At 66.2% G+C, this 20,877-nt stretch carries 23 protein-coding genes, 1 tRNA gene and 1 other RNA gene; 12 read left to right on the top strand and 13 right to left on the bottom strand.

Going from position 1 to position 20,877, the window contains the following annotated elements:
- Positions 1-101: 101 nt before the first annotated feature.
- From AC5DRG_RS25585 to AC5DRG_RS25575, 3 genes are read left to right on the top strand one after another with little or no spacing between them, the layout of a single operon-like run.
- Complete coding sequence (locus AC5DRG_RS25585) at positions 102-1,418, top strand: replication initiator (protein ID WP_491813150.1); 1,317 nt, start codon at positions 102-104, stop codon at positions 1,416-1,418.
- Positions 1,411-1,644, top strand: coding sequence for an excisionase family DNA-binding protein (locus AC5DRG_RS25580; protein ID WP_491801760.1), 234 nt, complete (start codon positions 1,411-1,413; stop codon positions 1,642-1,644). Before AC5DRG_RS25585 ends, AC5DRG_RS25580 begins: the two co-directional genes overlap by 8 nt.
- 11 nt (positions 1,645-1,655) lie before the next feature.
- Entirely contained in the window at positions 1,656-2,894 is a 1,239-nt protein-coding gene (locus tag AC5DRG_RS25575; protein ID WP_491801759.1) for a tyrosine-type recombinase/integrase, read from the top strand.
- 736 nt (positions 2,895-3,630) lie between these two features.
- On the opposite strand, the gene AC5DRG_RS25570 is transcribed toward AC5DRG_RS25575, so the two are convergent.
- From AC5DRG_RS25570 to AC5DRG_RS25545, 6 genes are all read right to left on the bottom strand, one after another.
- A complete protein-coding gene (locus tag AC5DRG_RS25570) occupies positions 3,631-6,291 on the bottom strand; it encodes a DNA primase family protein (protein ID WP_491801758.1) in 2,661 nt (886 codons plus the stop codon).
- Positions 6,292-6,431: 140 nt separating this feature from the next.
- Positions 6,432-6,593, bottom strand: a complete 162-nt coding sequence (locus tag AC5DRG_RS25565) for a zinc finger domain-containing protein (protein WP_456340574.1) — start codon at positions 6,591-6,593, stop codon at positions 6,432-6,434.
- Positions 6,594-6,650: 57 nt separating this feature from the next.
- Positions 6,651-6,860, bottom strand: a complete 210-nt coding sequence (locus AC5DRG_RS25560; RefSeq protein ID WP_491801757.1) for a hypothetical protein — start codon at positions 6,858-6,860, stop codon at positions 6,651-6,653.
- Complete coding sequence (locus AC5DRG_RS25555; protein ID WP_491801756.1) at positions 6,857-7,102, bottom strand: hypothetical protein; 246 nt, start codon at positions 7,100-7,102, stop codon at positions 6,857-6,859. Before AC5DRG_RS25555 ends, AC5DRG_RS25560 begins: the two co-directional genes overlap by 4 nt.
- Before the next feature lie 591 nt (positions 7,103-7,693).
- Positions 7,694-8,329 (bottom strand): hypothetical protein, encoded by a 636-nt coding sequence (locus tag AC5DRG_RS25550; protein ID WP_491801755.1) that lies wholly within the window; start codon positions 8,327-8,329, stop codon positions 7,694-7,696.
- 472 nt (positions 8,330-8,801) lie between these two features.
- Positions 8,802-9,107 carry a hypothetical protein gene (locus tag AC5DRG_RS25545; protein ID WP_491801754.1) on the bottom strand — a complete coding sequence of 102 codons (306 nt, stop codon included), beginning with the start codon at positions 9,105-9,107 and terminating at the stop codon, positions 8,802-8,804.
- 15 nt (positions 9,108-9,122) lie between these two features.
- On the opposite strand from AC5DRG_RS25545, the gene AC5DRG_RS25540 reads away from it, so the two are divergent.
- Positions 9,123-9,278, top strand: coding sequence for a hypothetical protein (locus AC5DRG_RS25540; protein ID WP_491801753.1), 156 nt, complete (start codon positions 9,123-9,125; stop codon positions 9,276-9,278).
- A gap of 127 nt (positions 9,279-9,405) precedes the next feature.
- On the opposite strand, the gene AC5DRG_RS25535 is transcribed toward AC5DRG_RS25540, so the two are convergent.
- From AC5DRG_RS25535 to AC5DRG_RS25515, 5 genes are all read right to left on the bottom strand, one after another.
- Complete coding sequence (locus AC5DRG_RS25535) at positions 9,406-9,540, bottom strand: hypothetical protein (protein WP_491801752.1); 135 nt, start codon at positions 9,538-9,540, stop codon at positions 9,406-9,408.
- A gap of 212 nt (positions 9,541-9,752) precedes the next feature.
- Positions 9,753-9,965 carry a hypothetical protein gene (locus tag AC5DRG_RS25530; protein WP_491801751.1) on the bottom strand — a complete coding sequence of 71 codons (213 nt, stop codon included), beginning with the start codon at positions 9,963-9,965 and terminating at the stop codon, positions 9,753-9,755.
- Positions 9,966-10,051: 86 nt separating this feature from the next.
- Positions 10,052-10,525 (bottom strand): hypothetical protein, encoded by a 474-nt coding sequence (locus tag AC5DRG_RS25525; protein ID WP_491801750.1) that lies wholly within the window; start codon positions 10,523-10,525, stop codon positions 10,052-10,054.
- A gap of 48 nt (positions 10,526-10,573) precedes the next feature.
- Entirely contained in the window at positions 10,574-10,921 is a 348-nt protein-coding gene (locus AC5DRG_RS25520) for a hypothetical protein (RefSeq protein ID WP_491801749.1), read from the bottom strand.
- 1,034 nt (positions 10,922-11,955) lie between these two features.
- The gene (locus AC5DRG_RS25515; RefSeq protein WP_491801748.1) at positions 11,956-12,348 is read right to left on the bottom strand and encodes a hypothetical protein; all 393 of its coding nucleotides are present in this window, start codon (positions 12,346-12,348) and stop codon (positions 11,956-11,958) included.
- A 243-nt stretch (positions 12,349-12,591) separates the two neighbouring features.
- On the opposite strand from AC5DRG_RS25515, the gene AC5DRG_RS25510 reads away from it, so the two are divergent.
- From AC5DRG_RS25510 to AC5DRG_RS25490, 5 genes are all read left to right on the top strand, one after another.
- Positions 12,592-12,867 carry a hypothetical protein gene (locus AC5DRG_RS25510; protein ID WP_491801747.1) on the top strand — a complete coding sequence of 92 codons (276 nt, stop codon included), beginning with the start codon at positions 12,592-12,594 and terminating at the stop codon, positions 12,865-12,867.
- A gap of 169 nt (positions 12,868-13,036) precedes the next feature.
- Positions 13,037-13,303 carry a hypothetical protein gene (locus AC5DRG_RS25505; RefSeq protein ID WP_491801745.1) on the top strand — a complete coding sequence of 89 codons (267 nt, stop codon included), beginning with the start codon at positions 13,037-13,039 and terminating at the stop codon, positions 13,301-13,303.
- Positions 13,284-13,802: a DUF6879 family protein gene (locus AC5DRG_RS25500; protein WP_491801743.1), complete on the top strand. Its 519-nt coding sequence runs from the start codon at positions 13,284-13,286 to the stop codon at positions 13,800-13,802. The genes AC5DRG_RS25505 and AC5DRG_RS25500 overlap by 20 nt, the downstream gene beginning before the upstream one ends.
- Before the next feature lie 12 nt (positions 13,803-13,814).
- Positions 13,815-14,663, top strand: a complete 849-nt coding sequence (locus AC5DRG_RS25495) for a helix-turn-helix domain-containing protein (RefSeq protein ID WP_491801742.1) — start codon at positions 13,815-13,817, stop codon at positions 14,661-14,663.
- Positions 14,664-14,973: 310 nt separating this feature from the next.
- The gene (locus AC5DRG_RS25490) at positions 14,974-15,246 is read left to right on the top strand and encodes a DUF7848 domain-containing protein (RefSeq protein ID WP_491801741.1); all 273 of its coding nucleotides are present in this window, start codon (positions 14,974-14,976) and stop codon (positions 15,244-15,246) included.
- 10 nt (positions 15,247-15,256) lie between these two features.
- On the opposite strand, the gene AC5DRG_RS25485 is transcribed toward AC5DRG_RS25490, so the two are convergent.
- Positions 15,257-16,282: a tyrosine-type recombinase/integrase gene (locus tag AC5DRG_RS25485; RefSeq protein WP_491801740.1), complete on the bottom strand. Its 1,026-nt coding sequence runs from the start codon at positions 16,280-16,282 to the stop codon at positions 15,257-15,259.
- 265 nt (positions 16,283-16,547) lie between these two features.
- Positions 16,548-16,635, bottom strand: a tRNA-Ser gene (locus AC5DRG_RS25480).
- A gap of 72 nt (positions 16,636-16,707) precedes the next feature.
- Here AC5DRG_RS25480 and ffs point away from each other — a divergent pair.
- From ffs to purD, 3 genes are all read left to right on the top strand, one after another.
- Positions 16,708-16,806: signal recognition particle sRNA small type (gene ffs, locus AC5DRG_RS25475), an RNA gene on the top strand.
- Positions 16,807-16,890: 84 nt separating this feature from the next.
- Positions 16,891-19,170 carry a DNA polymerase III subunit gamma and tau gene (locus AC5DRG_RS25470; RefSeq protein WP_491801739.1) on the top strand — a complete coding sequence of 760 codons (2,280 nt, stop codon included), beginning with the start codon at positions 16,891-16,893 and terminating at the stop codon, positions 19,168-19,170.
- Positions 19,171-19,279: 109 nt separating this feature from the next.
- The gene (purD, locus tag AC5DRG_RS25465; protein ID WP_491812942.1) at positions 19,280-20,533 is read left to right on the top strand and encodes a phosphoribosylamine--glycine ligase; all 1,254 of its coding nucleotides are present in this window, start codon (positions 19,280-19,282) and stop codon (positions 20,531-20,533) included.
- Positions 20,534-20,877: the final 344 nt, after the last annotated feature.

Raw genomic sequence — 20,877 nt, 5'->3', positions numbered from 1 at the left:
ATTTCGCCGCCCCGGGGCCCGTCTCTCCTGACCGAGCCAGCCAGAAGGAGCAAGCCATCCTCACCCGCCCCACCCCGGCCCCACTCCCCGAACTCTCGAACCTGGCCTCGCAAGGCACCCTCCCGGGTATCCTCCGCCAGCTCTCCGGCCTCGGCGGCTGCACCAACCCCATCCGCCTCGACGGCCACCGCACCGAGTACGACGTCGACACCGTGACCGGCGAGATCGGCAACGTCCGCCGCCACCTCGACTCGTCGACGCTCCCGGCCGGCCAACTCCTCGTCCGCTGCAACAACCGCCGTGCGACTCGCTGCGCGGCCTGCTCCGAGGTCTACCGCCGCGACACCTTCCACCTGATCACCTCCGGCCTGCGCGGAGGCAAGGGCACCCCGGAACACGTCGCCACCCACCCACGCGTCTTCGCCACCTTCACTGCACCGAGCTTCGGCCCGGTCCACAACCGCCCGACCGGTCCGGCCGGCGCAGTCCGTCCGTGCCGCTGCGGGGTCATGCACGACCAGGACGACGACGCCCTTGGCACTCCGCTCAACCCGGACACCTACGACTACGAAGCCGCCGTGCTCTGGAACGCACATGCCGGTCCGCTCTGGAGGCGCTTCTCCACCTACGTCCGCCGAGAGGTCGCCAAGCGCGCGGGCTTGTCCCAGCGGCGGTTCCGCGAGCACGCGCGCGTGTCCTTCGCCAAGGTCGCCGAGTACCAGAAGCGCGGCGCCGTCCACTTCCACGCAGTCATCCGCATCGATGGCCCCTCCGGCGGCGACACCCCACCCCCGCCCTGGGCCACCGCCGAGCTGCTCACCGACGCCATCCGCACGGCCACAGCCAAGGTCCACGTGGACGGCCCGGTCATCGACGGACGTTCGCACTCCTTCGCCTTCGGCCGCCAACTCGACGTCCGTACCATCCGCTCCGCCGACTTCAACGACGGCCAGGAGCTGACCGAGCGAGCCGTAGCGGCGTACATCGCCAAGTACGCCACCAAGGGCGCCGAGGCTGCCACGGGAGCTCTCGACCGGCCGCTGAAGTTCGCCGCCGAACTGGCCCAGCTCGACATCAGTGACCACGCCCGACGACTGATCCGCACCGCATGGTCGCTGGGCGCCCGCAAGGACCTGGAACACCTCCGCCTCCGCGCCTGGGCCCACATGCTCGGCTTCCGCGGCCATTTCTCCACGAAGTCCCGCCGCTACTCCACCACCCTCGGCGCCCTCCGCGACGCCCGCGCCGAATGGCGCCGTGCCCAAGCAGCAGCCACAAACCCCGACCACGAGCCCGACACCACGTACGTCCTCGCCCACTGGGTCTTCGCCGGAACCGGCCTGTCCAACACCGAAGCCTGGCTTGCCGCATCCCTCGAACCCGCCCCCGGAACGGAAGGAGAACCGACGAATGCCTGAGCCTCAGGTGACCGCTGGGGGGCGGGACCCGTTCGACCCGTCCCTCGTGCTTCTGACCGTGGAAGAGGCGGCCCAGCGGCTCCGTATCGGCCGTACGACGTGCTTCCGGCTCGTGCTCGCCGGAGAGATCGAGTCGGTCATGGTCGGGCGACTGCGCAGGGTCCCCGCCGATGCCATCCCCGCTTACGTGGCCAAGCTGCGCTACCGACCCGCCCAAGCGGCCTGAGGAGGACGGACATGCCAGAGAACAAGCGCACCCGTCAGCCCAACGGGGCCTCGTCCATCTACTTCGGCAAGGACGGAAAGTGGCACGGCCGGGTGACCGTCGGCGTCCGTGATGACGGCAAGCCCGACCGCCGTCACGTCGAGCGGAAGACAAAGTCCGAGGTGACCAAGGCTGTCCGCGAGATGGAGCGGGCCCGGGACGCCAAGAAGCTCCGGAAGCCGGGCAAGGGCTGGACCGTCCAGAGCTGGCTTGAGCACTGGGTCGAGAACATCGCCAAGCCGTACGTCTCCGAGAACACGTACGACGGGTACGAGGTCGATGTACGCGTTCACCTCGTCCCCGGCCTGGGCGCTCACAAGCTCGACCGGCTGGAGCCCGAGCGCCTCGAACGCTTCTACCGGAAGATGCAGGAGTCTGGGAGCTCCGCCGGCACCGCCCACCACGCTCACCGCACAATTCGGGTCGCTCTCGGTGAGGCCGTGCGACGCGGGCATGTCGTCACCAATGCAGCTGAGATCGCCAAGGCTCCCCGCCTCGAAGAGGAGGACATCGAGCCTTACACGATCGAGGAGGTTCAGAGCCTCCTCGTCGAAGCGGCCAAGCTCCGCAACAGCGCGCGGTGGGTCGTCGCCCTGGCGCTCGGCCTTCGGCAGGGTGAGGCGCTCGGCCTGCACTGGGAAGACGTCGACCTTGCCTCTGGGTACGTCCGCATTCGTAAGAACCGGCTGCGTCCCAAGTACGCGCACGGCTGCGGTGCCAACCCGTGTGGCCGGAAGGCGGGCTACTGCCCCAAGAAGGAGCAGACCCGTCGCGAGCACAAGTCCACTAAATCCCGAGCCGGACGGCGCACCATCGGCCTGCCCGATCCGCTGATCAAGATTCTCCGCCAGCACCAGGAGGCGCAGGAACGGGAGCGGATCGCGGCCGGTACGGAATGGGAGGGCAAGGGGTACGTCTTCGCCTCGCCGATCGGCGGACCGCTGAGCCCGAACACCGACTTCCACACCTGGAAGCGGCTACTGAAGGACGCAGGCGTACGAAACGGCCGTCTCCACGACGCTCGCCACACCGCCGCGACCGTCCTCCTGATCCTCGGCGTCCCAGACGTAGTGATCGACTCGATCATGGGTTGGGAGCCCGGGGGAGCGGCCCGGATGCGCGCTCGGTACATGCACGTGACGGGGACCATGCTCCGCAAGGTCGCGCAGCAAGTCGGCGATGCGCTGTGGGAGCTCCCGAAGACCAACTGAGACGGAAAGTGAGACGGAGAACGACGAAGGGGCCCGCTGCAAGCAGCGGGCCCCTTCGACATCGTGCCCGGTGAGGCACTGGCGGAGGATACGAGATTCGAACTCGTGAGGGGTTGCCCCCAACACGCTTTCCAAGCGTATCGTCCAAATGCTGCGACGCACCTAGTCTGACCTGCGGAAATGCGCCGGGTCAAGGCGGTCCCGGGTACCGGAGCGACTTGTCTAGCGTGGGCTAGGACATGCCTGTTCCGTTTCGAAAAGGGTCACGTCGTCGAGCGCACTCCTGGCCAGGTTGGGACTCAAAACTAGAACGCGTTGCAGGCCCTTAAGGACTAGGTCGACTTACTAAGCAACGGGGGGTTGTACCACACCAGCCAGCCGATGACGCGGTCTGTCCTCTGACTATGCATCCGCTAGCCGTAGCCGTACGGCTCGGTCTCGCTACGCTCACCCGCTCCTCCAAGCGTTGCGCCCTAGGCCCCAATGGCTCAGGTGCCCGCGTCTCTCTAGCCCGTCCACCGCCGCCCGCTCTCAGCGTCACCCGTCCGTAAGTTACTCGCGAGTTCCTATGTAGTGACAGAAAAATTGTCACCTGTAGGTAGCTCTTATACGCGTTAGAGAAGAACCCTCAGATGACAGTTTTTTTGTCACGGTACGGTACTCGTGAGTAGCCACCAGGCACGCGAAACGGCGAGCGCTCACCCTCTCAGCGCCCGCCGTCTCAGCGCGGATCAGGTCACAGTTCGTGCAGCTTGTCCATCTGCTCGGCATACACCCTGAGATCGTCTCCCAGGTCGCTGCCGCCGTACTGAGCGGTGAGCCTCACACCCTCGAACATGACCCCGAGCTTGCCGCTACGGCTCTCGGTCACCTGCCCCGTGGAAAGGAGTCTGTCCTTGACCCACATGGGCGTGTAAAGCCCGGCCTTGACCTCGTTATGGCCCCGCCACTTCTTCAACTGGGCGTTGAACTCGCCGCGCTGGACACGGTGACCCTCCACGAACTCGAACAGGTCGCCGATGAGAAGCCGAAGCGGGTCCACTCGCTCCTTGTGGTGCTCCGTGGCCTTGACGACGCTCTCAGCGTCCTTCAGGCCCTTCTGGTAGTAGCTCACGGCTCCGCGCACAACCCATGCGGCGACGCCCTCGGCCTCCGTGCCCTGGATCGTCGGCTCCAGCTCGGGGTCAGTGCGGCCAGCGAACGACACCCCGAAGTGGATGGCCTTGGTACGCGCCCAGAGAGCGGCACCACCCGCCGAGAACTGGGGCAGGTTGTTGGTCACGAGGACCAGGGTGAACGTGGGCTCAAAGTCGAATTGCTTGCCGTGCAGGTGCCGCGTGCTGATCCGGTCCCCGCCGCTGAAGTTCTTGAGAAGCGCGGTGTTCATCGGGGTGCCCTCGTTGCCCTCCTGCGCAACGACCATCCGAGCGCCACGCAGACCCGCCACCAGCTCCGTGTGCGGCTGCTGTCCCCTGACGTTCTCGAACATGGAGAACGGCACCTCTCGGATGATCCGAGGGCCGAACACCTTCTGGAGGGTGCGCACCGTCACGCCCTTGCCGTTCCGGCCGAAGTCGCCGTACCAGACACCCAGGACGTGATCCTTGACCTCGCCGGTCACGGACATGCCGATCCACGTCTGGTAGTACCGCTGGAGCTCCGCGTCACCCGGGAAGATCTCTTCCACGAAGCGCAGCCAGCGGGGGCACTCGGCCTCGGGCTTGTAGTCGACCTGGGTGCACTGGGTCAGCATGTGCTCAGGGCGGTGTGGCACAAGCTCACCCGTGCGGAGATCCACGGTGCCGTTGCGGAACGTCAGGAGGTGCCGCTTCGCGTCCATCTCATCCACGGTCGCGTGGAGCTGGGGAAGCACCGCCATCTCGGCCACGATCTTCCGGCGCACGTCGTTGACCAACATCTTGTTGGACGCGGGCACGCACCACGCGAGATCCGAAGGGTTGTCGGCAGCGCGCCGGATGAGAGCGCCCGACGCGTCCGTCACAGCCTGGTAGGCGGCTCGAAGGTCGCCGGTCGCCTCCCAGTACTTCCCGTTCCACTTGAACCAGCCGACGCCCTGGACGTGCCTCAGTTCCCGCCCGCACTGGTCGGCTACGAACTCGGCGAAGTGGACGTGCCGAACCTCGGCGGTGATGTCCAACCGCTTCTGCTGCTGGTCCCAATACGCGGTCCCAAACCGCGACTCGGGAGCCGCAGATATCGCGCTAGTCTCGTCCACGAGTGAGCGTCCTTTCTCGTTTTGCCGCGTAGGTGAGGACTCATCGGAGCGGCCCGCTTGCCCGAGCGGGCCGCTCTGCTCTTCCTCGGTTCTGTCTCCCTCGGTTCGATCCCCCACGGCCACCGTCTCGGCCTCGCGCTCCGCCTTCGCGTACACCCGCGCCACGTCGGCGGCGATCTGCGCAGGCGTCCACTTGTCGTGAGCGGCCAGGCACCCAGGCGTCGGGCTGTCCTCGACTCCGAGACCCAGCACCACACCCAGCGCCTCAGGTTCGGTGATCCCCCGCTTCCACAGGTCCCTGACGAGACCGGCGGCGAGCGTGTGCCGCCTCCCGTGGTTCCCGGCCTCGAACATCTGGTTGGCCTTGCGGAGAAGCGGCCGAGCGGCCCTGTGCTTCTTGAACGTCTCAGCGGCGCTTACGGCGCTCTCTACGGCGACAGACGCACGCTGATACTCGCTCGCATCCAGAAGCGCCGTACCGAGCGCTGAGGCAGCGTCAGGGACGCTCACACGCTGACTCGCGTACGTCTCGACAGACACGAGACGACCGATGCCGTCCGCGTCGCGGTTCACCGGCTTCCAGTTCCGCGTGCCAGGCAGGCGAAGGATCACGCCCACGCTGGTCTTGCTGTCCCCACCGAGACGCTTGGACAACGCCTGGTTGAGCTGTTCGACCTCGTGATGGGCGGGTGTGGAACGCGTGACGTCCAGCGGCAAGTGCACGTGGTAGCGCGGGACTTCCTTGCCGGACTCGGTCAGTACCACACCGCCCGAGCGCACGAGGCAGGCTCCGAGACCGCGCAGCCAGGCGAGCGTACGAGCCGGAAGGGCGCTCTTGTCTACGTCGGCGTACACGGTGCGAGGCACGCCGGCGTTCTCTGCCGACGGGTCACCCTTGGCGCTGCGAGGCACCGGGGTGAAGAAGACCTCCATGCCGTCGCGGTTGGACACGCGGACGATCTTGGCAATGTTCTCGTCCGTCAGGCGGAGGCAGTAGGTCATGCGCCCGGCCCAGTCCAACCGCCCGTTCTCGGTGCCGTCGTCCAGTCGCTCAGCGACCACGACGGTAAAGCGGAGATCCGCGTAATCCTCACCATAGAGCGACGCGAGGAATTGCCGAATCTCCGTTTCCCGCGCCTCAGAAGAGCGTGTTACGCTCACAGCGGTTCCTTTCCTTTCTCAAAGGCCCCGTGCTGAATTCGCGCCAGCACGGGGCCTTTTCGTTGGTCACTTGCCGAGGTGCCGGTCGAGCTTCTGTTCCATCCGCCTCAGAATCTCCGACGGGTCTGGCCGCTGCTCCATTACCGCCACGCCCTCTCGCGGGGCTTGCCCACCTTCGCCGACCAGAACGGTCGGCCGTAATGAACCTTCGCGGCGATGTCCCCGTCACGCTTCCTGCACGGTTCGCCTCGCCCTGCTCCGCACTTGGGGCATTTGCTCTTCTGGTGCTCGGGGTTCTGCATTGCTCATGGTTCCCATTCCTCCCTCGGTTCCACTAATGCCCTCACTCTCGATGGCGGTTAGGCGCGGTGCACTTCCGCGAACGCGTATGCCTCTTCGCCTTCCAGGTCGCTGATGTCGGCGACGATGAATGCATGGCCGCCGAGGCGCTGGAGTTCCCGCATTCGCCCCAGTTGGCCCTCATCGAGGTTTTCCAGCTCTTCCCGGAGCCGCGTCCTCACTCGCGGGTCCTTGCTGGCCTCGAACAGGAAGTCATCCACGGCGCTCATTCCTGGCCACCACTAGGGACGGGAAGGAACTGGAACACGACCACCGTCTGATCCTCGACCTTGTGCCGGAGCCGGAGGTCGTTCTTCTTGGCATACGCACGGGCGGCGGCAAGGAATGCCTTGGGCTCCACGTCGAAGTCCTCTCCGCGCTTTGCTGCCCAGACCTTACTGTCGTCCCATTCCCAGAACGGGTACTTGGACCTCTCGTGTGCGAGGCGGGACTTATCCACCTGCTGGGCCATAGTCGGCTCCTCCTTTCTGCGCAATTCGCGCTGACAACAACGACTTTACGCAGCATGAAAAAGGCGTGGCTAATAGCTCGATGATCAACGTGGATAACGTTTTGATCACGCTTCTGAGGTGCGCTTGAGGTGGGATTGAACCGAGCCGCACTCATGCTGGCAAGTTGCAGTCGTCACGCTCGGTAATCGAGAAAGTGTCACGTGGTCGTTAACGATCGTTAGCCGCGCAGGTCAGGGCGTCGCGGATTTTCGAGTGATCTGTGCCACACCGCCCCGTCTCGCGTGACGTGCGTCAGCCAGCAGAGGTGACAGATTTTCTGTCACGTGCACTTAGCCTTCATACGCGTATGAGTACTGAGGTACAGATGACAGTTTTTCTGTCACCTCACAGAGCAGCGACCGCTACGGCTCACGAACGAGCAACGGGGCGGTGTGGAACACGTGTCGGCAGCTCAGCGCACGCGCGTGTGACGTGCGCAGTGCAGATGCGTGATTAGGGCGCTCAGAAGCGCCTGTAAGGCGCTGAGCAGTGCTCGCCGACAGGAGAGAGACACGCGAGACGTGAGAGGCGCCGAGAAGCGCACAGAGCGATTAGGCGTCGGCCTGGGCGGCGCGGGCCTTGCGGCACTTAATCCGCTCTGCCTTCGTGGCGGGGTGAGTACATGTCGCGTGGCTGGTCTGGCCCCGCTTATCGGTAGTGGACAGGACGGCGGCTCTTCGACTTCCCCAGCCGTCCCGCGCCGCGACCTCCCGAGGGAGGTAGTCGGACACCTCGGAGTCCATGTCGGCGCTATTACCCATGGCGAACCGGATGCCGTTCTCGGTCGACTTGGCCGAGCACTTGAGGCCGTAGTTACTGGCGTGGGCCCGTAGGCGACGCTCGAACTGGTGGGGTGTGGTGTTCTCGCCGGTGAGTTCCCGGATCTCCTCGGCCGTCAGTTCGTAAACCTCGCCATCCATGAACTGTCCCCAGCGGGAGCGGAATTGCTTCTCTTGGGAGTCGGCGGGATTGCCGTCACTTACCGGGAACCAGCAGTAGCCCCTCCCCAACCGATGTGAGCGGTAGATGGCCCGCCCGTTCTTCAGGAAGTCGAGATATGCGCTGGCCGTATCCGGGTCGTCGGGGAAGAACTCCCGCACCACATCCGGCTCCAGGACGCTTCCCTTCTCGCGGATGTAGTCGAGGACCCAGCGCGCTATCTCCAGGTCAACGTCAACGGCGAGCATCGGTATCCACCCATCGAATGCCGACCTGGAGTCCGTACCAGAGAGAGCGGGCTCTTCCTTCTGTCTTCAGGTCGGCAAGACGCCGTGCCGTGGCGCTGAGATCCCCCGCGAAGAACTTACGGGCGATGTCATCCGGGGCGCATTCTCCACGCTCCCGAAGGAAGTCGAGAACCTGTGAATCCAGGTCAAGGTCAACGGCGCTCATCGGCCACCACGGCTTTCATTAGGAAATGCCAAAAAGAAACCCCCGGCCCTCGTTTCCGAGGCTCGTGTGCCGGGGGTTTCTCTGGTTCCGGGACATCACCCCCGAAACCTATTCACCGCATACATCTTCCGCACGTCTGAGGCGGACACAACCGTGCACTAACTATCGAGGCAGTCAGCACTCATCTAGTGAGTCCTTTACCTTTCTCGCTAGAGCTTGGTTGATTTCCACTCAAAGCTACATGACGGAAAAGCCACGCTCCAAAGGTCAGATCAGAGCGGGTTGCCACGACAACCAATGGACTGTCGTATCTGCGTCACTGGTCCGGAAGATGTATGCGGTGAACCCGGTCGGTGTCGAGAAGCGGAAGCCGACTTCACGGACACGAGTCCACGGGAAGCCCGAGTGGGCACACAGCAGGACCACCGGTTCGTTCGTGTCTGGCTGGTTGAGCTTCACCTCAGACGCCGTGGCGGTGTTCACCTGGGGCGAGATCGTGACCGCACCGAAGATGATGTTGGCAGCGGAGATGGCCCCGGCTACGACCAGGTCATCGTTGATGGTGGTGGTCATGTCCTCTTCCTCCACATGAACCAGGCGACCTTGGTGGACTCCGTGTTGTCGCGGTACGTCCACACGGTCATGCCGGTCGAGGTCGGCGACGAGATGCTGGACTCCAGGACGTCCGTGTTCGGCAGTGAGGTGACCGAGGCACACAGGGCGACCACCGAGCCAGCACCCTGAAGGTTGAGCCCGGAAACGGCCACAGAAGTGGGAGTGTTCGCGGTGGGAGTGATGGTCACATATCCTTGGGCGACATTTCCCGCCTTGAGCCTGCCACTGATACGCAGGTCTCCATTACGGATCTGGGTCACGTCTCGCTCCTCGATTCCAGGGCGTCTAGCAGAGCCTCAGCCAGCGGGTAGACCTTCCGCAGCGCGGCATCCTCTGTCGGCTTCTTCGTGGCCTTGAGCCGCTTGAATGCCTTGTTCTTCTTCTTGGTCACGGCTCACCTCCCGCGGATTCGGATATGCAGAACGGGGGGTGTGGTACGGGTAGAAGGGAGAAGACCCGCGTACCACACCCCCCGCTCGTTTCCCGGCCACACTTTCCGGGAATCCCAGCTAGCCCACTGGGAGTTGAAGGCTGGCGCGGAGCCGCCCTCTGGAAAGCCCCGGAGCCCGGAGGGTTCAGGCTCCTACTCCGCACCAGCCGGTCTCAGGAAGCCGCGTTGACGTCGGCGAGGACGGCGGCGATGTTGGCGGCGGCGGCGTTGTGGTCGAGGATCTGAACGGTAGGCACAGCAGCCTTGCCGTTCTTCACACGGATGGCGTTGTAGAGCGCCATGCCACGGACCTTGCGGGCCTGGCCTTCGATGAGCCAGCCGACGACGGTCTCCAACTCGGTGGTGTCGATGGATGCAGTAGCCATGGTGGCTGTCCTTTCAGTGAGTCCCGCCCACGGCGTGAACGGGCCTATGGATAGGTGGTGATACGTGGGTGGTGCAAACGGCCGGCTCAGGCGGTGCGGTACGCGCCGGTGATGGCTTGCAGCCTGGCGACCAGGAGCGCGTCCGCCCTCTCGCGCCGCTGGATGGTCGCCTGTCGGATGTCCTCGCGGAGGGAAGCGGTCGACGTGGACTCACCCTCGCGGCGGGTGTTCTCGCGCATCGCGTCGTAAGTGGCGCGACGAGAGGCGACCTCCGAACGCGCCTGAGCTTCCCGCTGGAGCTGCTGACGGGCGACGCCTTCCAGGTCGCGGGTGTCCAGGGGACTGCCGCGTCGGAGCTCCGCAGCACGCCTACGGACGGCCCGCTCGAACTCGGCCTGACCCTTCGCGTTGGCCTCGTGGACACTGCTGTAGTCCACGCTGCCCCGGCTCGCCTGCTCCATGAGCGCGACGGTGGTCGGGTCCAGCCTGGGCTCCTCGGGCGCATCCTCACGGGTGCCGCGCATCTTGGCCATGAGCCGGGCGGCCATGTCGTCGGTCATTCCGTCTCCTCGAATTCCGGGACGGCTTCGCCGTAGCCCTCGGGTATGTCAGCCATCGGACTCTCCAGTCACGAGGCCGTAAAGCTCTGCCTTCTTCATCGCGGTATCCGTGATGAGTTCCAGGACGGCGAGGTGATCCGTCATCTTGAGTTCCTGCTCCCACTCCAGGAGCTCGTAACTGCGTCGGATCACGTCATCGAGAGTGGCGCTCACATCCGTGAGTACATCGCTACCAGTCACCTCGGCCCTGCTCGTCCGAGCACGGGAAATCCGGAGTTCCACCTGGGCGGGTGTCAACCCCTTCATTTCCGCGATATCGCCGACGCTGCGCCCTTGGATCCATGAGGCATAGCAGTCGGTCGCTTCCTTAGCCAAGCCGCTGACTTCTTTTGCCACTCTCGCCCCCTTTCAATTCCTCGATATCGAGAATATCGCGAATTCAAGAAAGTGGCAATTCCCTACTTGACAATTCTCGCGTAATCTGAATTGCATGAACCGAGCAGAGAATCAACGGGAGTGCATTCTCCAAGTCATCGCCGAGGAATACCCGGACGGCATTACACCCGGCGAGCTACGAGCACGCATGAAACGCAGCGGCCGGGCCTATACCCTCGGAGTCGTACAGGCCGCCGTGGCTTCACTCCGCGCTCAGCGTCGGTTGGTGTGGAACGACGACTCCCACACCCTCCAGGCCGCCAAGCCTTCCGACGCGCCGCCCCTCGAAGATCTCGACAAGGGAGCTGAGCCAAGCGATTCGTACGCCCCGCTTCCGAGGAGCAGGCCCCGGCGCGCGAACTACTGGGGCCAATAGTTATGAGCCGGATCTATAGCGCCCTATACCGGGTGGATAACGTCGACCGTCCTCACGCCCACTGTGACCACGAGAACACCAAGGTTGCTCGCGCTGCCTGCCGCCGAAAGACGCGCAAGGGGAACGGCGGGGAGCTACTACCCCAGCTCCCAAGGATTCCAGGCGGGAGGGCCCGCTCGCGGCGCGTGGGCGGGCCCATCGATAAGCCCCCGCTATCGAGTCTCGCGTGGGACGTGTACGGGCACATGAGGGCGAACCGAGAACAGCAGCCATTCACTTGGATGTCGGTTCGCTCGGCGTTCCCCGGTGAGCCACCCGGAGACGTCACGGAAGCCATGCGCTCTCTCTTGCGGCACGGCAAGATTTGGGAAGCGTACTGATGTGTGCGAGCGAACGTCACGCGCTCTCTTGTGCGTTAGGAGCGCTGTACGACGTCTCTAGGCTCCCAGCAGAGTGCGAGCGAAAGAAGAGACGCACTCAGCAACCGATCTCGTCAGACGCGCGCACAGCGCTTTCCGCTCTCGTGAGACATCCGCGCTGGTCAGCGCGTGCCGGCGCGTCCATGAGAAAGGGCCCTGACGCTGAATGCGTCGGGCCCTTCTCTGCTGAGTTCGGAGCGTCAGACGGTAACGCGCTCGATGGTGCTGGCGGGGATCTGCTGACGCTTACCCTCGGCGTCGGTGAACTGGAGGAACTTGATGCTCCAGCCGGTCACACCCTGAGCGGCGAAAGGCTCGTCAACGCCCTTCACGTAGACGCTCGCAGCCTGGCCCTTGTGCTCCTTCCACGTCTCGCGGGTGATCTCGACAGGCCCGGCAGCGGGAGCCGTCTCGGTCTTCTCGGGAGCAGTGGTCGGCTCGGTCTCGGCCTGTGCCACACCCGCCTTCTGCGCAGTGGGCTTTGCCGCGTTCTCGCCGAGTGCTGCGGCTCGCATTGCCTTACGGCATCCGGCACGCCCGGCCTTCGTGGAGGGGTGGGTGCAGGCTGCGTGAGAGAAACGCTCGCGGGTCATTTGAACTCCTCGTGTTCGTCGCGGTCTTGCTGACAGGACGACACTCCCAAGCGCAGCAAGCGAACCCAAGGGATATCGCTGGACTCCGTGGTGACTCGTTATCTGCCCATGTGGCTAGCGGTAATTGGCAGCGTTGCCAAGGTCACGATCCACCTAGGAATCCAGGCGCGACCCTTCGGACGCGGAGCCGTGCGTTCTTAGCGTCTCCCGTGTACGCACCAACTACGCGAAAGCGAGAGCGACATGGGAAAGCACACCCGACGATTCCGCTACATCGCCCAACGGGGAAAGACGTGGGTCTCCTGCACCTCGTGCGGTGAAAACCTGGTACCCGCCCCGCGCACATTCGAGGAAGACCCGATCTGCCGTGACTGCCGCCCGATCTCTCAGCGCCGTCACTTCGCCTGGCTCGTCGCGGGACTCGTTACCGTGTGGCTGACCGTCGTCTGCACCGTGCTCGGGTGGGACGGAATCACCACGATGTACCGGCTGGTGTGGGACATGATCACGCCGTGGTGATCTGAGCCAGCGCCGATAGGAGAGAGCCCCGGTCAGGGTAAGTGACCGGGGCTCTCGTCTGGGCAGTGTACGTTCCACACCCCCCTGAGCTTCGCGGTCTTGACGCTCCTCAGCCGTGCGGGCGACGCTCGTGCACACCTGTGCAACCGACTCGGTAGAGGAGCGCGCAATGGCCCTACAGTTCCTGGGCATCTGGCCCAACACCCCGGACGACGGCTCGCCAACCATCTGGCTGGACGACACGACGGGGGACCTGATCATCCAGTCGTGGAAGGCCGACGAGGCAACGATCCAGCAGGCGCAGGAGGTCGGCTCGGTTCCTGGCCACTCGACCGACGTGCCCGACCACGAGACCGTGATCAGGCTTCCAGCCAACATGCTCCAGTTCATCCCGCGCCCGGACAGTGAGGTCAACGGTGGCAACAGCAGTACGTGAGGAGCTGGCGAAGGCTCAGCGCTCCGCGATGCACCTTGAGATGCGGGACGGCTACATGCTGGACGACCCGGAGTTCATCCGCTGGCAGGAAGGACACCGCTACGACCCGAACGACCGTGAGTCGTGGTGGCGGTCATGGCTGGACGTCGTCGCCGAGACGACCGGCCGGGGCGTGGTCATGCGGCGGCTCCGCGTCGTCTCCGAGCCGCTGAGCGACTACGTCCGGTACGAGTACGACGGCACGTTCACCAACGTGGCAGCGGGTGAAGACGTGCGCTGGCTGCCTCGCTCGCGCGCCCGCGACCTTCTGTTGCCTGCGCTGGATGGCTGGGTCATGGACGAACAGACCGTGATCCTCCACCACTTCAGCGGAGACGGTCAGTGGACTGACCCGCGCATGGAAGTCCTCAACGATCCCGCGTTGGCCAAGCAGTACGCGGCGGCGTACGAAGCGGCCTGGGAACGAGCCATCACGCACGAGGAGTACAGGCCGGTCTGACCCACACCCCCCATGGCACTTTCCGCATCATCGAGTGTCCAGCAGGCCCGGCAGGTTCTCGCCGATCGTCTCGGCGAGATCCGCCGGGATGCTGGGCTCACCGGGCGTGACATCGCCCGCCTCTGTGGCTGGCACGCCTCCAAGTCGTCCCGCATCGAGAACGCCCGTACGCCTCCGTCCGCCGACGACATCCGGGCGTGGTGCGCTGCGTGCGGCGCGGAAGACCGGACGGAAGACCTCATTGCCTCCCTCCGCGCGGTCGAGGGCACCTGGATTGAGTGGCGGCGCATGGAACGCGCCGGCCTCCGGCAGGCGCAGGAAGCCAGGCTGCCTCTGTACGAGCGCACCCACCGGTTCCGTTCGTACTCGTCATGGCTCGTACCGGGCATGATCCAGACGCACGCGTACACCACTGCGGCGCTGCGAGCGATCCAGCAGCGGCGCGGCCTCGTGGACGATGTGGCCGACGCGGTAGAGGCGCGCATGGAGCGTCAGCGGGTCCTGTACCAAGGTGACCGCCGCTTCGCGTTCCTGGTCGAGGAGTCGGTTCTGCGGTCTGGCATCGGCGGCTCAGAGGTCATGGTCGGGCAGCTTGGCCACCTGATCACCATCGGGTCACTTCCCAACGTGAGCATGGGAGTTGTGCCCATGCGGCCGGATCGTGCCCGCTGGCCTGTCGAAGGGTTCTGGCTGTACGACGCGGCACAGGTCAACGTCGAGTTGGTCTCTGGGTACCTCACGATCACGCAGCCGAGCGAGGTAGCCATGTACGCCGAAACCTTCGCCGAGCTAGCCGAGTTGGCGGTCTACGGAGCGGATGCCCGCGCCCTGATCACAGCGGCCATGGACTCCCTCGGGTGAACGCTCGTGCAATCTCGTAGAACCTCCTTCTAGTTGAGACGCCCGCGTTCCTAGCGTTGTCGCATTACGGACGATGCGAAGGGGACAGCGCCGTGACCGAACTCCCCCCACCGGGCGCCCTGGTGCGAGACACAGCCAGAGGACGCGTCGGCGAGTTCATGGGTAAGGCTGGCCCCTACTTCATGCTGCGCCCGTTCGGCGGCGGTCGTGAGTGGGAGGTGTCCCCGGAATACGTGGAGCCACTGAGTCCAGAGGAAGTGCTGTCCCTCAAGGTCAAGCGAGCCAACGCACAGAGCACTGGAGCCGTCCTGTGACCCGAGCCGTGTACCGCTTCGTAGACCACACGATCAACCACGCACCCGAGGGTGGGTACACGTTCGAGATCTTCTGTACCGCCCACGAGTGCGGCGAGGACAGCGGCCCGCAGGGTGAGCAGAACGACGCCCAGGACTGGGCGCTCCGTCACACGGGCCGGACGGGTCACGACCTGTTCCGCCGTGTCGTCACCGACCACGCGAGGGTGACGCGAGCCGACCAGGAAGAGGTGGGTGTGGAACATCTCCGTTCCACACCCACCGACTAGGTGTGCCTGGTCAGTACCTGTCGCCGAGGTTCTGCACTGCGGTGACCGCGCGCTGGCTCGCCATGTCTGCCCCGTACCTGCGCAGCATCGCGGGTGAGCGCCAGCCTCGGATGGCCATGATGTGCTCGCCGCTCACGCCCTTGGCCTTGAGGTCGTCGGCCCACGTGTGACAGAAGGAGTGGGGCGAGACTGCGGCGGGGTCGTACCCAGCTTCCTCGGCTCGCCGCTTGGTCATGCGGTGCAGACCCGCGTACAGGAGACGTGAGCGGTTGCGTGTCCCGAGCCATAGCCATTCGTCGTCGGCACGGCGGTGCAGTGCGCGCACGCGGAGATAGCGGGTCAGTGCCTTGACCGTCTTGGGCTGGAGCGGGATCACACGGCCGTCTGTGCTGTTCCGGTCCATCTTGATCGGGACGACCACGAGAGTGCCAGCGCGTAGGTCCAGGTCGATGACGCGGAGGTTCAGCACCTCGTCGGAGCGCAGGCCCTCAGTCAGCACACGCAGGATCGCGTGATCACGGACGGCGTGGAAGTCCTTGTTGCCGGGACGCGGCCCCCACTCGGTGATCTTGAGGCAGTCGCTCACGAACTCCTCGGACAGCGTCTTGGGCTTGCCCATCGGAGGCGTGGCGTAGCGCTGGAGCTTCGGGTCGTCGTACGGGTTCGGGTGGTCGTACTCCTCGGAGAGGTAGACGAACAGCGCACGTAGGTTGCGCTGAGTGGTGTTGGTCCCGCCTGTGTACCCGCCCTTGCCGTCCTGGCTCTTGGGCACGTCGTGGGTCTCGTAGTACCAGCGGAAGTAGCGGTTGAGCGTGGCGGTATCCACGTCGGTGAAGCTGGAGACTCCCACACCCACCGCGTTGATCTGCGGAGATCGGGACAGCCAGTGCCCGAGCTGGACAGCCGCGTACTTGTACGCGTTGATCGTCCGGCGCTGGAAGGGGCGACCTTGCTTGTTCGTGGTCGTGCTGAGATGCAACTCAAGCTCTGCGATCAGCGACGTGCGTACGTCCTCAGCGCTCCTGACGCTGCGCACAGGCGCCGGTGAGAGCGCGTGCGTCTGTGTCTGTGCAGAGCGAGTGTCGGCGCTCCTGACGCGCGTCTGTGCGCGCAGTGGATTGCGTGCTGCCATGTGTCTGCTGGCTCCTCGTGCTGGGCCGCTAGACAAGTGCCGGTTACCGAAGCGTCTTGCGTAGCGACCTGCGGACAGTGAGCCGCAGCACGAGGACCCGTGAGAGCAAAGAAGCCCTGATCCACGTAATCGCAGATCAGGGCTACCTTGATCGTGCCCGGTGAGGCACTGGCGGAGGATACGAGATTCGAACTCGTGAGGGGTTGCCCCCAACACGCTTTCCAAGCGTGCGCCCTAGGCCTCTAGGCGAATCCTCCGCCGCAAACAATACAAGACGTTGAGGAGTGCTCGCGAACTCGTTCCGGCCCCTCACCATCGGGTACTGTGTGCGGAGCCCCTCACGTGGCGCTATCTGACTGAACTCCCCCAGGGCCGGAAGGCAGCAAGGGTAGGTTGGCTCTGGCGGGTGCGTGGGGGGCGCTTGCGTTCCCGGGGCCGGGAGGGGATCGGGAAGGGTCTCGGGAGGCCTTGGGCGGGGCGGGTTGTCAGTGGGCGCCTATAACCTCGTATGCGTGTCGTCTCTCGCGCTGTACCGCCGCTATCGCCCGGAGTCGTTCGCCGAGGTCATCGGGCAGGAGCATGTAACCGACCCGCTGCAGCAGGCGCTGCGGAACAACCGGGTCAATCACGCGTACCTGTTCAGCGGTCCGCGAGGGTGTGGCAAGACGACCAGCGCGCGGATCCTGGCCCGGTGTCTGAACTGTGAGCAAGGCCCTACGCCGACGCCCTGCGGGGAGTGCCAGTCGTGCCAGGATCTCGCTCGGAACGGGCCCGGTTCCATCGACGTCATCGAGATCGACGCCGCGTCGCATGGTGGTGTGGACGACGCCCGTGAGCTGCGCGAGAAGGCGTTCTTCGGGCCGGCCGGCAGCCGCTACAAGATCTACATCATCGACGAGGCCCACATGGTCACGTCGGCCGGCTTCAACGCGCTGCTGAAGGTCGTCGAGGAGCCGCCGGAGCACCTCAAGTTCATCTTCGCCACCACCGAGCCCGAGAAGGTCATCGGGACGATCCGGTCCAGGACCCATCACTATCCGTTCCGGCTCGTGCCGCCCGGGACTCTGCGCGAGTACCTGGGTGAGGTCTGCGGGCGCGAGGGCATTCCCGTCGAGGACGGGGTGCTGCCGCTCGTCGTGCGCTCCGGCGCCGGTTCCGTGCGTGACTCCATGTCCGTCATGGACCAGCTGCTCGCTGGCGCCCGTGCCGACGGTGTGACGTACGCCATGGCCACCTCGCTCCTCGGGTACACGGACGGTTCGCTGCTCGACTCCGTCGTCGAGGCGTTCGCCTCGGGGGACGGGGCCGCCGCCTTCGAGGTCGTCGACCGGGTGATCGAGGGCGGCAACGATCCGCGCCGCTTCGTCACCGACCTGCTGGAGCGGCTGCGGGACCTCGTGATCCTCGCCGCCGTTCCCGACGCGGCCGAGAAGGGGCTCATCGACGCCCCCTCCGACGTCATCGAACGCATGCAGGCCCAGGCCGGCGTCTTCGGCGCCGCCGAACTCAGCCGAGCCGCCGACCTCGTCAACCAAGGCCTCACCGAGATGCGGGGCGCCAACTCGCCCCGACTCCAGCTCGAACTCATCTGCGCGCGCGTGATGCTCCCCGCGGCATACGGGGACGAGCGGTCCGTCATGGCCCGCCTGGACCGGCTGGAGCGCGGCGTCAACTTCTCCGGCGGTGGCGCCGCCCCCGCGATGGGATATGTGCCCGGTCCCGAGGTGCACGGGGGCGCGCCCGTTCCGCCGGGAGGCGGAGTCGCAGCGGCCCGGGCCGCGGTACGGGGATCGGGTGCGGGAGGTGGGGGCGCCCCTGCGAGCGGGAGCGCTACGGCGGCCAGTGCGCCGCCCGTCGCACCCATGCCGATGGACCAGGGCGCGGCCCCGATCGCCGCTCCTGCAGCCGCCAACCAGTTCCAGTCACCCCAGCCCCAGCCCCAGCCCCAACAGCCTCAACACGAGCCCCAACCCCAGGCCTCCCCGCCGGCCCCCGCAGCCGCGCAGGCCCCCGGATCCTGGCCCACCGCGACGGCCGCGGGCAGCGGCCGACGCCCCGGCGGCTGGCCCACGGCAGCCCCCGCAGGCGGCGTCCAGCCACCAACCGCGCCCACCGCCCTGGCACAGAGCGCCCCCACACCCACACCAGCCGCAACACCCCCTCCCGCCATGTCCGCGCCCCCGAGCGGTGGCCTCGACCCCCGCATGCTCTGGCCCAACATCCTGGAGGCGGTGAAGAACCGCCGCCGCTTCACCTGGATCCTGCTCAGCCAGAACGCCCACGTGGCAGGTTTCGACGGCACGACCCTCCAGCTCGGCTTCGTCAACGCGGGCGCGCGCGACAACTTCGCCAGCAGCGGCAGCGAGGACGTACTACGCCAGTCGCTGGCCGAGCAGTTCAACGTCCAGTGGAAGGTCGAGACGGTCATCGACCCGTCGGGCGGCGGCTCGACACCCGCCCCGAGCGGCGGTCCCTCCGGCTACGGGGGCGGCGGTGCGGCAGCTAGTGGCTACGGCGGTGGCGGCGGTGCTACGTCCGCACAGCGCCCGGCGCAGCCCCAGCCCACGCCCCCACCGTCCCCCTCACAGGCCGCCCCGCCGGTCCAGTCCCCGGCACCCTCCACCCCGGCCCCCACACCTCAGCCCTCCACCCCGGAACCACCCCCGGTCGCCCCCGAGGACGACACCCCCGAGGACGACGACCCCGACCTCGACGAGTCGGCCCTCTCGGGCCACGACCTGATCGTGCGGGAGCTCGGGGCAACGGTGGTGGAGGAGTTCTCGAACGAGTAGCCGACGCCCACATCCGGGCGCCGCCTCAGAGGAACCCACAACCCCACTCCCCCCACCCCCTCAGCAGCCCGCACAAATGACAAGGCCATCCGCCAGCTACCCTGACCCCGTGAACGTCCTCGTCATCGGTAACGGCGCCCGCGAACACGCCCTGTGCCGCTCAATGTCCCTCGACCCAGCGGTCAGCGCACTCCACTGCGCCCCCGGCAACGCCGGCATCGCCGAGGTCGCCGAGCTGCACCAGGTCGATCCCCTGGACGGCAAGGCCGTATCCGCCCTGGCCACGGAACTCGGCGCCGACCTGGTCGTCGTAGGCCCGGAGGCGCCCCTCGTCGCAGGGGTCGCCGACGCCGTGCGCGAGGTGGGCATCCCGGTGTTCGGGCCGTCCAAGGAGGCCGCGCAGCTGGAGGGCTCCAAGGCTTTCGCCAAGGAGGTCATGGCGGGGGCCGGGGTTCCGACGGCGCGCTCGTACGTCTGCACGAATCCCGACGAGGTCGATGAGGCACTCGACGCCTTCGGCGCACCGTACGTAGTGAAGGACGACGGGCTCGCGGCGGGCAAGGGCGTGGTCGTCACCGGCGACATCGAGGCCGCGAAGGCGCACGCCAACGCCTGCGACCGGGTCGTCATCGAGGAGTTCCTCGACGGCCCGGAGGTCTCCCTCTTCGCGATCACCGACGGCGAGACGGTCGTCCCGCTCCAGCCCGCCCAGGACTTCAAGCGGGCCCTGGACGGCGACGAGGGGCCGAACACCGGCGGCATGGGCGCGTACTCCCCGCTGCCGTGGGCCGACCCGAAGCTGGTGGAAGAGGTCATGGAGACCGTCCTCCAGCCGACCGTCGACGAGATGCGGCGCCGCGGCACCCCGTTCTCCGGTCTGCTCTACGCCGGCCTCGCGATCACCTCGCGCGGTGTCCGGGTGATCGAGTTCAACGCCCGCTTCGGCGACCCCGAGACCCAGGTCGTCCTCGCCCGCCTGAAGACCCCGCTCGCCGGCGTGCTCCTGGCCTCGGCGAACGGCACCCTCGCCGACCTGGAGCCGCTGCGCTGGAGCGACGAGGCGGCGGTCACCGTGGTCATCGCCTCGCACAACTACCCCGGCACCCCGCGCACGGGCGACCCGATCACCGGCCTCGACGAGGTGGCGGCCCAGGACGCCCCGGACGCGTACGTCCTGCACGCCGGCACCAAGCGGGACGGCGACGCGGTCGTGAGCGCGGGCGGACGTGTGCTTTCCGTCACGGCGACCGGCAAGGACCTCGCCATGGCCCGCGAGCGCGCGTACGCGGCCGTGGCCCGCGTCAACCTGGACGGCTCCCAGCACCGGACGGACATCGCGGCGAAGGCGGCGGCAGGCGCGTAAAACCGTCGGAAGCCAGGCGGTAGCCCGCCGGAAGCCAGCCGAACATCAGCCGAAAGTCGGCCGAAAACCACCCAAAATCCAATCCCCGACCAACCCGACAGGCCCCGATCCCGTCTAAGGATCCGGGGCCTGATCGTTGCCGTCCGTCATCCACCTCTCCCCAAGGCCATTCCATCGAGTGACCGCTGTCCCATCCGGCTGACGGGGGCCGAGGCCCCAACTATGGTGCGGCGAAAGCGTTCCGGCACTTGGCCCACCGGCATTGCGATGTCAGTGGTGGGTGCCACAGTGGGGGAGTGAGCAAAGCAGGTCGTACAGGACGCCGTACGGGACAGGTAGGGGGT

This window comes from Streptomyces sp. JLBG701, assembly GCF_058544905.1.
This window is presented reverse-complemented; position numbering and strand designations above follow the sequence as displayed.

What these genes read in the sequence shown, in the direction of transcription:
- AC5DRG_RS25580 (WP_491801760.1), top strand. Translation starts at nt 1,411, where the DNA reads ATGCCTGAGCCTCAGGTGACCGCTGGGGGGCGGGACCCGTTCGACCCG.
- AC5DRG_RS25575 (WP_491801759.1), top strand. Translation starts at nt 1,656, where the DNA reads ATGCCAGAGAACAAGCGCACCCGTCAGCCCAACGGGGCCTCGTCCATC.
- AC5DRG_RS25565 (WP_456340574.1), bottom strand. Translation starts at nt 6,593, where the DNA reads ATGCAGAACCCCGAGCACCAGAAGAGCAAATGCCCCAAGTGCGGAGCA.
- AC5DRG_RS25560 (WP_491801757.1), bottom strand. Translation starts at nt 6,860, where the DNA reads ATGAGCGCCGTGGATGACTTCCTGTTCGAGGCCAGCAAGGACCCGCGA.
- AC5DRG_RS25555 (WP_491801756.1), bottom strand. Translation starts at nt 7,102, where the DNA reads ATGGCCCAGCAGGTGGATAAGTCCCGCCTCGCACACGAGAGGTCCAAG.
- AC5DRG_RS25550 (WP_491801755.1), bottom strand. Translation starts at nt 8,329, where the DNA reads ATGCTCGCCGTTGACGTTGACCTGGAGATAGCGCGCTGGGTCCTCGAC.
- AC5DRG_RS25545 (WP_491801754.1), bottom strand. Translation starts at nt 9,107, where the DNA reads ATGACCACCACCATCAACGATGACCTGGTCGTAGCCGGGGCCATCTCC.
- AC5DRG_RS25540 (WP_491801753.1), top strand. Translation starts at nt 9,123, where the DNA reads ATGAACCAGGCGACCTTGGTGGACTCCGTGTTGTCGCGGTACGTCCAC.
- AC5DRG_RS25530 (WP_491801751.1), bottom strand. Translation starts at nt 9,965, where the DNA reads ATGGCTACTGCATCCATCGACACCACCGAGTTGGAGACCGTCGTCGGC.
- AC5DRG_RS25525 (WP_491801750.1), bottom strand. Translation starts at nt 10,525, where the DNA reads ATGACCGACGACATGGCCGCCCGGCTCATGGCCAAGATGCGCGGCACC.
- AC5DRG_RS25515 (WP_491801748.1), bottom strand. Translation starts at nt 12,348, where the DNA reads ATGACCCGCGAGCGTTTCTCTCACGCAGCCTGCACCCACCCCTCCACG.
- AC5DRG_RS25510 (WP_491801747.1), top strand. Translation starts at nt 12,592, where the DNA reads ATGGGAAAGCACACCCGACGATTCCGCTACATCGCCCAACGGGGAAAG.
- AC5DRG_RS25505 (WP_491801745.1), top strand. Translation starts at nt 13,037, where the DNA reads ATGGCCCTACAGTTCCTGGGCATCTGGCCCAACACCCCGGACGACGGC.
- AC5DRG_RS25495 (WP_491801742.1), top strand. Translation starts at nt 13,815, where the DNA reads ATGGCACTTTCCGCATCATCGAGTGTCCAGCAGGCCCGGCAGGTTCTC.